We start from the raw sequence: 13,653 nt of genomic DNA, 5'->3' as shown, positions 1-13,653 counted from the left end.
CTCCAACATACCAATGGTATAATGGTGCAACAGCTATTTCTGGAGCAACAAATTCAACTTATACAAGCACAGCATTAGCAAATGGCAATTCAATTACAGTTGTAATGACTTCAAACGCATCACCGTGTTTGACAGGAAGTCCGGCTACATCGAATGCCATTAATATGACAGTTAATCCAAATCTTCCGGCAAGCGTAAGCATTGCAGCTTCACCAAGCGGGGCGATTTGTGCAGGAACTTCAGTTACATTTACAGCCACACCAACCAATGGAGGAACTGCTCCAACATACCAATGGTATAATGGTGCAACAGCTATTTCTGGAGCTACAAATTCAACTTATACAAGCACAGCTTTAGCAAATGGAGATGCGATTACAGTTAGAATGACTTCAAATGCATCACCATGTTTGACAGGAAGTCCAGCTACATCGAATGCTGTCAATATGTCAATAAATCAAATAGCATCTACTCCAACAGTTGGAACAATCACATCAGTAAATTGTTCAAATTTAGGTTCTGTGGTTTTAAGCGGTCTTCCTTCAGGAACTTGGCAAATCAATCAATCTGGAACAGTAAATGGAACTATTAATAATTCTGGATCATCTTATACTGTTACAGGATTAATAGAGGGAACATATACTTTTACAGTTGAAACAAGTACTACTTGTGTATCAAATCCAACGGGATCAGTAGTAATAGGAGACAACTCTTCAACAGTTTGGAACGGTAATACTTGGTCTAAAGGAGATCCAGATAGCACTAAAAGTATTGTAATTGCATCAGTTACTCCTAATCAGCCTTTCTCAACGGCTACACCAGTTGTAAATGGTTGTTCATTGACAATTGATCCAGGAGTAATAGTTACAGTTCCAACTGGATTAACTTTAAGAATTACAAATGCGGTAACAACAAACGGACAGCTGATATTTGAACACAATTCAAGTCTGATCCAGACCACCAATGCGGTCAACACCGGAGAGATTGTCTACAAAAGAGAAACATCAGTACGCCGATATGATCTTACATACTGGTCAACCCCGGTTACGAAATCAAACTTCACTATGCATGATTTCTCGCCAAACACCCTTTATGACAAATACTACTATTATGATTCCGATCTAAAATGGGTGATCGATTACAACGGAAAAATGGATATGACAATAGGAAGAGGATTCAGCATAAGAGCTCCTCAGACTTTTGACATCAACAGTCCTTCAGTTTTCACAGGACTGTTTACAGGAATTCCAAACAACGGAGATATACCGGCGACGGTTTCTCAAGGGAAATGGAACCTTGTGGGTAACCCTTATCCTTCAGCTATTGATGCAGTGGCTCTAATAAATGCCAATACCGATTTAGGCGCGCTATATTTATGGACGCATAACTCGACTCCGACAAAACAGGCCGGAAGCAATGTGTACACTTACGCCAGTGCAGATTTTGCAGTCTTCAACCTTTTGGGAGGTGCCGGAGGAGCGGAGCTTGACGGACAGCAGTTCCAGGGATACATTGCGGCGGGACAGGGATTCATCTGCAAGCCGACCACTGCGACTCTGAACTTTACCAATGTAATGCGTGTGGACGGCAATAACACACAGTTCTACAAAACAGCAAAAACAGAAGGTGTGGATAAGAACCGCCTTTGGATGACTCTGAGCAATACCGAAGGGGCCTACAAACAGGTTCTGCTTGGCTATGCGCAGGGAGCAACAAACGATATTGACGTCAACTACGATGCGGCAACGATGGGATCAAATTCTTATGTTGACTTCTACACCATCAACGGAACAAAGAAACTGACGATCCAGGGACGCGCGCTTCCATTTGACAATACCGAAGTGATTCCGCTGGGGTACAAATCGGCCATTGCGGGAGATATGACAATCGCAATTGACCAGGCAGACGGATTCTTTGATACCCAAGAAGTTTACTTGGAGGACAAGACAACTGGAACGGTAACCGATCTTCGCGCAGGAAATTATACTTTCAATACAGCTATTGGAACTTTTACAGATCGTTTTACGCTTAAGTATACCAATAAAACTTTAGGAAATGAAGAGTTTGAAAATCTTGAAAACAGCGTTTTAGTTTCTGTAAAAAATCAAGTAGTAAAAATAACTTCTTCTCAAGAAACAATAAAAGAAGTAAATATCTATAATATTGGAGCACAATTGTTATACAGCAAAAACAAAGTGAACGCATCAGAATTACAGATTGCAAATTTACATTCTACTGATCAAGTAATCTTAGTAAAGGTGACTTTAGAAAATGGATATACATTTACTAAAAAAGCTATTTTTTCGAACTTGAAATAGTAAATTTTAAATATATTTTTTGAAGCCCATTCTAAAAAAGAATGGGCTTTTTTTATGATTGAAATATCCCTAAATCTTGGTATTGTGCAAACTATTAAGACTTTTTAATTTTAGTTTAATTCTTACAAATATTAACTTTAATTATATTGTTTTGATTAAAAAGTTACTCTGCTTCCTAATTCTACTTCCTTCATTAGCGGGCAATAAGATATTAGCACAACAAGGAAAGCTGGATAATAGTTTTAATGTGATTGATGATGGACAAAATGGAGATGGTTTTAGTGATCCCGTTAGAACTCTCCTTTTACAGAAAGACGGCAATTTAATTGTTGGCGGTGATTATTCAAGTTTAAATGGGCATCCAGTCTCTTATATTACGCGATTATTTCCTGACGGATCAATAGACGACACATTTAATACAGGCACTGGTTTTAATGGCAAAATTTATGCCTCCTATTTACAGGAAGACGGTAAAATTATTTTAGCCGGAAACTTTACGAGTTATAATGGAATAAAAGCTGGAAGAATAATTCGTTTAAATCAAGATGGAACTTATGATCCTACTTTCAATACATCAGTCGGAGCTACAACTGGAATTATTTATGATATTGCATTGCAATCTGACGGAAAGATAATTATCGTTGGAAGTTTTACAAAATATACAAATGTTACGGTGAATAGAGTGGCACGTTTATTTCCAAATGGAACACTCGATACTTCATTTTCTACTGGTAGTGGATCACTATTAAATATTACACATGCAAAGATTACTTCTGATGAAAAAATAATTCTTACAGGCAACTTTGTTTCTTTCAATGGAACTCAGACAAATAGAATTATACGTTTGAATTCTAACGGAAGTTTTGACGCCAGTTTTAATATTGGAAGCGGATTTGATGATGACGTAAATGCTATCGTTTTGCAATCGGATAATAAAATCATTCTAGGTGGAAATTTTACAAGTTTTAATGGTGGTCCCGCCAATCGGATTATTCGTTTAAACGCCGACGGAACAAAAGATGAAAGCTTTTTATCTGGATTAGGTTTTAGTAAAGCAGGAGTTCAGGTAATGAAAATTAATTCAAATGGCGATTTAATGGTCGGAGGTTCTTTCACGGGTTTTTATAATAGCGTTGAAGTTAATAGATTGGTTTTTCTTAATGCAGATGGCACTTTAAAATCAGATTTTGATATTGGTTCTGGACCAGGTTCCGCTTCTGTTTTAAGCCTTGAATTTGACGAAGAAGGAAATTGGTTTATTGGAGGATCTTTTTCTGTTTTTAATGGTCAAAATCAGGGCAGATTAGCTAAAATCGATAATAATGGCGAACATGACATTGCTTACTTATCTTCAGGTATTGGTTTTGATAATTCTGTATTGAGCATTTTGCCACTTTCGAATAAGAAAATAATTGTTGGAGGAAATTTTAATAAGTTTAATAATGCGCCAGTTTCAAAAATAACTTGCCTTTTAGAAGACGGTTCCTTAGATGCCTCTTTTAATGTTGGAAATTCAGGTGCAGATAATTTGGTGAAAGCCGTCGCGTTGCAAGATGATGGAAAGATAATTGTTGGAGGAAAATTTAAAAAGTACAATAATATAATTCATAATAGAATTGTTAGGATTTTTGCAGATGGACAAATTGATGATTCTTTCAACGCTGGTGAGGGATTTGATGAGCAGGTTTATACAATAGCAATACAACCTGATCAAAAAATAATTGTAGCAGGGAAATTTGCCAAATATAATGGATCAAAAGAAAATGCAAATAAAATTGTAAGGCTCCTTCCTGATGGATCAAAAGATTTACAGTTTAATATTGGTTCTGGTGCCGATGATATTATTGAATCGGCGGTTATACAGTCTGATGGAAAGATTCTTTTAGGCGGTCACTTTAAAAATTTTAACGGATTGTCATTTGCGGGACTAGTTCGTCTAAATTATGATGGAAGTATTGATCAGAGTTTTAATATCGGAAACGGTTTTGATAAGTATGTTTATGCGATTGCTTTACAATCAGATCAAAAGATTATTGTTGGTGGCTCTTTTTTAACTTTTAATGATATTTCGCAAAAGAGAATTACTCGGTTAAATAGTGATGGAGGCCTTGATACAACATTCGATTCGGGTTCTGGTTTTAGCAAAGGGGATGTGCGCACTATTTTGATTCAACCCGATGATAGAATATTACTTGGAGGCGCATTTTCGGGAACTTATAAAAATGTTAAATGTTCAAAATTGATGCGATTGCTTCCTTCAGGAATTTGTGATGAATCATTTACTGCACCTTTGAACAATACACTTTGTGCAATGAAATTTTCTGAAGATTATAGATTGATAATTGGCGGAAATTTTAATTCAGTTAATGGAATTTCAAAGCATAGAATTGCTCGTTTAAAACTTTGCGTAAATACGACGATTTGGAACGGAACTTCTTGGTCAAATGGATTTCCTTCTGCTGGAAAAGATGTATATTTTAAAGAGAACTTTCCTAATTTAACTACAACTAATGCTTGTGGTTGTAATATTGACCAAGGTAAAACAGTAACATTATTAGAAAAAAATGCTTTAGGAATTGAATTTGCTTACACAGGTTCTGGTACTCTAGTTTTGGAAGATTCTGCTAGTTTATATCAGTCAGATGATGATATGGTAAATACTGGAATTATTCATTTAAAAAGAAAAACAAAATCTGTTATACGTTATGATCTCACTTATTGGTCCTCTCCAGTCAACAATCAAAAAATGATAGATTTCTCGCCCAATACACTTTTTGATAAGTTCTATTGGTATGATCCCTATACGCGTTGGAATATAAATTATAATGGGACAATGGTTATGGTTCCAGGGCAAGGATATAATATAAGAGCTCCCCAGAATTTTTCAATAACAGAACGATCAATATTTGAAGGAGTGTTTAAAGGAGTTCCAAATAACGGCAAAATAGAAGTTGAATTTATAAAAGAAAACGGTGCTTATCTAATAGGAAATCCCTATCCGTCTGCGATTAGTGCAGATGAATTCTTGAAACAAAATTCTCAGAAAATTAAAGGAGGATTATATTTTTGGACACACAATACTCCACCAGCAAATTATCATTATTCAAGAGATGATTTTGCAGTATATAGTCTTTTAGGTGGCGTTGGTACAACTCCGGCTTTGAATTCTGGTGTTAGTAATGATGCTCCAGATGGTACGATAGCTTCAGGACAGGCATTCTTTGTCCAGAATAATATGGTGGGTTTTGTTGAATTTAATAACAGTATGAGAATTTCTGGTCGTAATGGGGCTTTTTTTAAGCCTTCTAAAAATTTAAAAACTCAAGATGAAGTTGGTAAACAACGTTTTTGGCTGAACCTTAAAAATGATGAAATGGCATTTAAACAGATATTACTTGGTTATGCAAAGGGTGCGTCAAATGGTTTGGATTTAAATTATGATGCAAATTATTTAAGTTCAGATCAGGTTGTTGATTTTTATAGTATTGTTGATGATAAAAGATTGGTCATTCAAGGCAAGGCATGGCCATTTACTGAAAACGATTCTATTGTTCTGGGATATAAAAGTACAGTTAAAGGCAGTTTGAAACTAGAGCTTGATCATGAAGACGAATTCTTTGATCGAATAATTATATTTTTAGTAGATAAAACTTTAAATAAACTTCACAACCTTAGCGAAAGCGCTTATCAATTTGACTCTGATATTGGAACTTTTAATAATCGGTTTTTAATCATTTATGCCAATAATACTTTAGGAAATAAAGCTCCTGAAAAGAATTTGAATGATCTAATACTTTCAGTTAAAAATAGAACCATTGAGATTGAATCTTTCAAAGAGAATTTTAAGGAAATTGCAGTATTCGATATTTCTGGAAACCAATTGTACAGAAAAGAAAATCTCGAAACAAATAAATTTTCTATTCAAAATCTGTTTTCTTCTCATCAGGTTTTATTAGTTAAAGTTTTTTTTGAAAATGGAAATTCAACTTCAAAAAAAGTGATTTTTTAGAACAAGAAGTAAGTTCGTATTTAAGCCTTTCGCAAAATTTTGTGAAAGGCTTTTTTAAATTCAATTTTTTCGTTGTAAAATATTGATAATTAATGCGTTATTGTTTGTGAAAGCACAAATTAACAGTTTTTTCTTATTTTTTATAATTTTTAAGTTTTGGCTGTTAAAATTATATGTTTAATACTACATTGTGAATTTCAGTGTAAATAAAATCGTACCTTGTTGTAATATTTTATCGATTAAAAGTAATTTATCTCGATTAAATGTTATTCGTACAAGCCATTTTAGACTATTTTTTTTCTTCTATAATAACAGTTTTTAATACTGTTTTTTTATCTGCCTAAGATTGATTGTAAAACAGGAGGGATTATTTAATTCTTCTTTAATGAGCAATTAATCTTGATTGAGTTTGAATTTATTTTTCAATTACTAAAATGCCACAAGATGAAAAAAGATCTACTTACTACGCTGAGATTCTTCAGCATTTCAACTTTAGTAACTTACATTGGGAAACCATTAAATTCCAGTAGGAAGTCTAAATTCCTTCTGATTTTATTTTTCTCAATTTTTTATACTACTTCCAATGCGCAAATTTCGCATCCATTTACAGCTAGTGGATCTCTTCCTCTTCCTGCCGGTATGGATGTTGTTACTGTTGAAGCCTGGGGCGCCGGAGGTGCTGGAGGTGGAGCGAATGTTACACCCTTAGTAGGACGAAGCGGCGGTGGAGGCGGTGGAGGAGCTTACGCAAGAGGTACTATCACAACAACAGGATTATCAAGTTTGGGCGTTGTAGTTGCTCCAGCTACTGCAGGAGGAAGTGGTAATGGAGCTCAAGGAGGAGCATCTTATATAACAGGATTTACAGGGGTTTTTAATGCGCCTGGTGGATCGGGAGGAAATGGTAATACCACAACTACTTCTACCCCAACTGGTGGAGCTGGTGGTACTGGAGCCATTGGAACTCTAGCAACAGCCGCAGGTGCAAGTGGTACAAATGGAAGTAGTGCAGCATTAAGCGCACTTCTTTCTTCAGGTGGAGGTGGTAATGGAGCTAATTTTGGTTCGGGAGGCGGAGCAGGAGGAGCTGCTCATGCTTCGTTAATATTAGCAGATTTGGCAGGAAATAATGGAGTAACTAGCGGAGGCGGAGGCGGAGGAGCAATCAGTTCTAATACTCCACAAAATGGAGGAAGTGGTGCAAGAGGTTCTGTTAATGTTACTTATACCTGTAAAACTTACAGCATAACATCACTATCAGCTACAAATGTTTGTACGGCTGTAGGAACTAGTTCTCAAGTGCAATTGACAAGTACAGCAGCTGGTTTACCAGTTGGGACATATACGGTAAGCTATCATAGAAGCAATCCTTCTGCTAATAATTTAACAGCGACAATGGTCGTAACAACAGCAGGATCTGGAAGTTTTACCGCAACTGGATTTACCAATATAGGAAATAGTAATATTGTAGTTAATACTTTAACATCTGTAGATTGTACCTCTTCAATAGGTATGTCAACACAAATTTCAATATCTGCACAGCCAACAATTACTTTAGGTGCTACTACCGCGGTATGTGCGAGTACTAGTGCACAAAGTACAACATTACCATATAGTGCAGTTACTAATGCGCCAACAAATTATAGCATTACTTGGAGCGCAAGCCCAGCCAATAGTTTTGCAGCTGTTACTAATGCAACATTACCATCGAGCCCTATTAATATTGCTATTCCTGCAGGAACTGCTGCGGGAACTTATACTGGATCGCTTACTGTAAGCAACGTAGCGTGCGTATCTACGGTAAATAATTTTACTGTTGTTGTAAATCCTTTACCCACAATAACGTTAGGTGCTACTACTGCGGTATGTACAAGTGCGAGTGCGCAAAGTACAACATTGCCGTATAGCGCCACAACAAATTCACCGACAACATATAGCATTACATGGAATGCATCGCCTACAAATACTTTTGCAGCTGTCACAAATGCAACGTTACCGTCAAGCCCGATCAATATTCCAATTCCAGCGGGAACGGCAGCTGGCACTTACACAGGAAACTTAACAGTACGAAACGCAAATGGATGTGTATCTGCTGTTAATAATTTTACAGTAGTAGTCAATCCGCTTCCTACTATTACTTTGGGAACGGCAGCGGTTTGTTTTAATGCATCAGCACAAACGGCTAATTTGAGTTATAGTTCCACGACAAATTCGCCTACAACTTACAGTATAACATGGAATGCATCTCCAGCCAATAGTTTTGTAGCAGTCACGAATGCGACGTTAACCTCTAGTCCGATCAGTATTGCCGTTCCTGCTGCGACACCAGTTGGAACATACACGGGTGCATTGACTGTTAGAAATGCAAATGGCTGTGTATCTGCAACCAATAGTTTTACCGTTACGGTCAATGCGTTGCCAACAATTACACTTGGAACAGCAGGAGCAGTTTGTTCTAGCACTTCTGCTCAAACTACAAATCTGACTTATAGTGCTACCACAAATTCACCTACAACATACAGTATTGTTTGGAATGCGAGTCCGACAAATAGTTTTGCAACGGTTACAGATGCAACTTTAACAGCAAGTCCGATCAGTATAGCTGTGCCTGCTAATACAGCAGCGGGGACTTACACAGGAACATTAACAGTAAAAAATGCCAATGGATGTGTATCTGCAGGAAATAATTTTACAGTGACAGTTAATCCGCTTCCAACTATTACATTAGGGACAGCAGGGGCAGTTTGTTTTAACAGTTCTGCTCAAACGACAAATCTAACTTATAGTGCAACAGCAAATTCTCCTACTAATTATAGCATTACATGGAATGCGAGTCCAACGAACACTTTTGCAGCAGTTGCAGACGCTGCATTAACAGCAAGTCCAATAAGTATTGCCGTACCAGCAGGAACAGCAGCAGGAACTTATACAGGAAACTTAACTGTTCGTAATGCAAATGGATGTATATCTGCAGTCAATAATTTTACAGTTACAGTCAATCCGCCACCTACTATTACATTGGGTACGGCTGGCGCGGTTTGTTTAAGCACTTCGGCGCAAACAACAAACCTGACTTACAGTGCTACGACAAATTCGCCAACAACATATAGCATTACATGGAATGCAAGTCCGACAAATAGTTTTGCAGCAGTTACAGATGCAGCGTTAACAGCAAGTCCGATCAGTATTTCTGTACCCGCAAATACAGCAGCGGGAACTTACACAGGAACATTAACGGTAAAAAATGCAAATGGATGTGTATCTGGAGGAAATAGTTTTACAGTAACAGTTAACCCTTTACCAACTATTACATTAGGGACAGCGGGAGCAGTTTGTTCTAGCAGTTCAGCACAAACTACAAATCTAACATACAGTGCAACGACAAATACGCCTACAACATACACTATTACTTGGAATGCAAGTCCAACAAATAGTTTTGCAACAGTTACTAATGCAACATTAACAGCAAGTCCTATTAGTATTGCAGTTCCAGCAGGGACAGCAGCGGGAACTTATACGGGAAACTTGACTGTCCGTAATGTAAATGGATGTATATCTGCAGTCAATAATTTTACAGTTACAGTCAATCCGACTCCTACAATTACACTTGGAACAGCTGGATCAGTTTGTTCTAGTAGTTCTGCACAAACTACAAATCTGACTTATAGCGCTACAACAAATTCGCCAACAACATATAGTATTGTTTGGAATGCAAGTCCTACAAATAGTTTTGCAACCATTACAGATGCGACATTAACAGCAAGTCCAATCAGTATTTCTGTTCCTGCAAATACAGCTGTAGGAACTTATACAGGAACATTAACAGTAAAAAATGCAAGCGGATGCGTATCTGCTGCAAATAATTTTACAGTTACAGTCAATCCGACTCCTACGATTACACTTGGAACAGCTGGAGCGGTTTGTTCTAGCAGTTCTGCACAAACTACAAATCTGACTTATAGCGCTACAACAAATTCGCCAACAACTTATAGTATTGTTTGGAATGCAAGTCCGACAAATAGTTTTGTAACTGTTACGGATGCGACATTAACAGCAAGTCCAATCAGTATTGCAGTTCCAGCAGGGACAGTTGCAGGAACTTACACTGGAACATTAATAGTAAAAAATGCAAATGGATGTGTTTCTGCTGCAAATAATTTTACAGTCACAGTAAATGCAACTCCTACAATTACACTTGGAACAGCAGGAGCGGTTTGTTCTAGCAGTTCTGCACAAACAACAAATTTGGCTTATAGCGCTACGACAAATTCGCCAACAACTTACAGTATTGTTTGGAATGCAAGTCCGACAAATAGTTTTGTAGCGGTTACAGACGCAACGTTAACAGCAAGCCCGATCAGTATTTCTATTCCTGCTAATACAGCTGCGGGAACTTACACAGGAACATTAACAGTAAAAAATGCAAGCGGTTGTGTTTCTGCTGCAAATAATTTTACAGTCACAGTTAATGCGAATCCTACAATTACACTTGGAACGGCAGGAGCAGTTTGTCAAAGTGCTTCTGCGCAAACAACAAATTTGGCTTATAGCGCTACGACAAATTCGCCAACAACTTATAGTATTACATGGAATGCAAGTCCGACAAATAGTTTTGCAGCCGTTACCAATGCAGTTTTATCAGCAAGTCCAATTAGTATTGCAGTTCCAGCAGGAACAACGGCAGGCACTTATACTGGAAATTTAACGGTTCGAAATGCTAATGGATGTGTTTCAGCAGTAAATACATTTACAATTTTAGTTAATCCTCTTCCGACTATTACAACATCAGGTGTTTTGGGAGTATCTTGTCAAAGTACATCGGCACAAACCACCTCTTTAGCATATTCAGCAACAACTGGATCACCAAATAGTTATTCAATTGATTGGGCAACTATAGTAGACCAAGGAGCAACAACTTTTGCATTTACTTCTGGAGCAGGCACCATAAATAATATAAATATACCTGCAAATACAGCTGCTGGAACTTATAGTGGTGTAATGACAATTTCGACAGCAAATGGATGTTTAGCAACACAAGCGGTTTCTTTAACAATCAATGCTGTTCCAACTATAACAACATCAGGAACGTTTACTCCAGTTTGTCAAAATTCAACAGCTCAAACTACTTCTTTAGCTTATACATCGACAACTAATTCACCAACAAGTTATTCGATTGATTGGGTTACTTTAACAGATCAAGGTACTACACCTTTCGCTTTTAGCTCAGGATCGGGAAACATTGTAAATGTAAATGTTCCGGCAAATACGCCAGCTGGAACTTATAATGGTGTTATGACAATTGTAACCGCAAATGGATGTCCTGCAAATCAAGCAGTTTCTTTAACTGTAAATGCTGTTTCTGCTGCGCCAACAGCTTCAGCAACACAACAGCCAAGTTGCCAGAATAATTCTGGTGTAATAACCGTGACATCACCAGCATCTGGAACAGGTTATTCTTATAGTATTGATGGAGTAGATTTTAGCAATACTTCAGGAATATTTACAGGTTTAGTTGCGGGTTCTTATACTGTAAAAGTGAAGAATACTGCGTCAGGTTGCGAATCACCGTCGACACCAATTATTATTAATCCGTTAATTAATAAAGTTTGGAATGGAAATATAGATGCCAGTTGGGGAAATGCTGCGAACTGGACTCCAGCTGGAGTTCCTCTGGCCTCAGACTGTGTCGAAATTCCAGATGTAGCAACCAATCCAATTATTTCTGGAACAGATGGAACTTTTTTTGCTAATAGAATAACTATTGAGAATAATGGTTATTTAATTGTAGAAAGCACCAATACACTTACAGTAACAAATGAAGTAAATGTAGTAGGAAATGGAGTTTTTATTTTTGAAAATAATTCTAGTTTAGTTCAAATTTCAGATGCTGTAAATACGGGAAATATTACCTATAGAAGAAATACAAAACCAGTTAGACGCTATGACCTTACCTATTGGTCTTCTCCAATAACTCGTGTACCAGCTTTTACTTTACATGATTTGTCACCAAATACCCTTTATGACAAATTTTATAAATATGATCCAGTAGCACGATGGATAATAAATTATAATGGGACACAAGAGATGGTTAAAGGAAATGGATACAATGTGAGAGCTCCTCAAATTTATGATATAAATTCAACTCAAATCTATACGGCAGAATTTATTGGAGTGCCCAATAATGGAACTATTTCTGGGCCAGCTGCTGTAGCAGAAAAATCTAATTTATTTGGAAATCCATATCCATCAGCAATTTATGCAGATCAGTTTATACATGATAACGCAGCTAATATCTATGGGACTTTATATTTTTGGACACATAATACACCTCCAAGTGCAAGTCCAGGATCTAACGTTTATTCTTATAGCAATGATGATTTTGCGATTTATAATCTTTCAGGAGAAACAACAGTTGGCGGATTAACAGGTGTAGGTGCAACAACTCCTGGAAATCAAGAAGCACCTTCGGGTTATATAGCGGCAGGACAAGGATTTTTTGCAAAAGCAAGAACCAATCAAAGCGTTGTTTTTACAAACTCAATGCGCGTGCCGGGTCGTAATACTCAATTTTATAAATCTTCGGCTGTAACGACAATCGAAAGACATCGTGTGTGGTTAAATATGACCAATACACAAGGTGCTTTTAAACAATTGCTAATAGGTTATGCGGCTGGAGCAACAAATTCTTGGGACAATAATTTCGATGCATTGTCTATGGATGCAAATCCTTACCTTGATTTTTATAGTATTAATGAAGGTAAAAAACTCGTAATTCAAGGTCGTGCACTTCCTTTTGTGGTAACAGATACTGTTACTTTAGGATATAGATCGGCGATTGAAGGCGATTTTACAATTGCAATACACAATAGCGACGGTAATTTGAGTACACAAGACATCTATCTTCAAGATAAGACTGCTAATATTATACATAATCTTAGATCCGGTGGTTACACATTTTCGACCACTACAGGTGTTTTTCAAGATCGTTTTATTTTGCGATATATTAATCCTGAAATTGTTTTAGGTAATGATGATTTTGAAGGTTCTGACAACAGAATTATAGTTTCTGTAAAAGATAAAAATATAAAATTACAGTCAGCTTCAGATCAAGAAAATCTTCAAGAAACGGCTATTTATGATGCCGGAGGAAAATTGTTATATCAAAAGAAAGGAATTAATAACAGGGAATGGACAATTACAAATTTCCAATCTGGACCTCAGGTCTTGCTCTTAAAAATAACTACAGAAGATGGGAAGACAGTCTCTAAAAAGATAATTTTCCAATAATAAAAAGCGGTTGAGAATTTTAAAACTCAACCGCTTTTTTAT

At 36.9% G+C, this 13,653-nt stretch carries 3 protein-coding genes; all 3 read left to right on the top strand.

Going from position 1 to position 13,653, the window contains the following annotated elements; translation table 11 throughout:
- Positions 1-2,315 (top strand): T9SS sorting signal type C domain-containing protein (locus tag OD917_RS18085; protein ID WP_263524831.1); only part of this gene is annotated, 2,315 nt, incomplete at its 5' end.
- Positions 2,316-2,466: 151 nt separating this feature from the next.
- Entirely contained in the window at positions 2,467-6,324 is a 3,858-nt protein-coding gene (locus OD917_RS18080) for a T9SS sorting signal type C domain-containing protein (protein ID WP_263524830.1), read from the top strand.
- A gap of 444 nt (positions 6,325-6,768) precedes the next feature.
- Positions 6,769-13,611, top strand: a complete 6,843-nt coding sequence (locus OD917_RS18075) for a T9SS sorting signal type C domain-containing protein (RefSeq protein ID WP_263524829.1) — start codon at positions 6,769-6,771, stop codon at positions 13,609-13,611.
- Positions 13,612-13,653: the final 42 nt, after the last annotated feature.

It is taken from the genome of Flavobacterium sp. SH_e (assembly GCF_025717045.1).
In the GTDB taxonomy this organism is placed as follows: Bacteria; Bacteroidota; Bacteroidia; order Flavobacteriales; family Flavobacteriaceae; genus Flavobacterium.
This window is presented reverse-complemented; position numbering and strand designations above follow the sequence as displayed.

Bases quoted from the DNA above. Each gene is read 5' to 3' on its own strand.
- OD917_RS18075 (WP_263524829.1), top strand. From the start codon at position 6,769: ATGAAAAAAGATCTACTTACTACGCTGAGATTCTTCAGCATTTCAACT.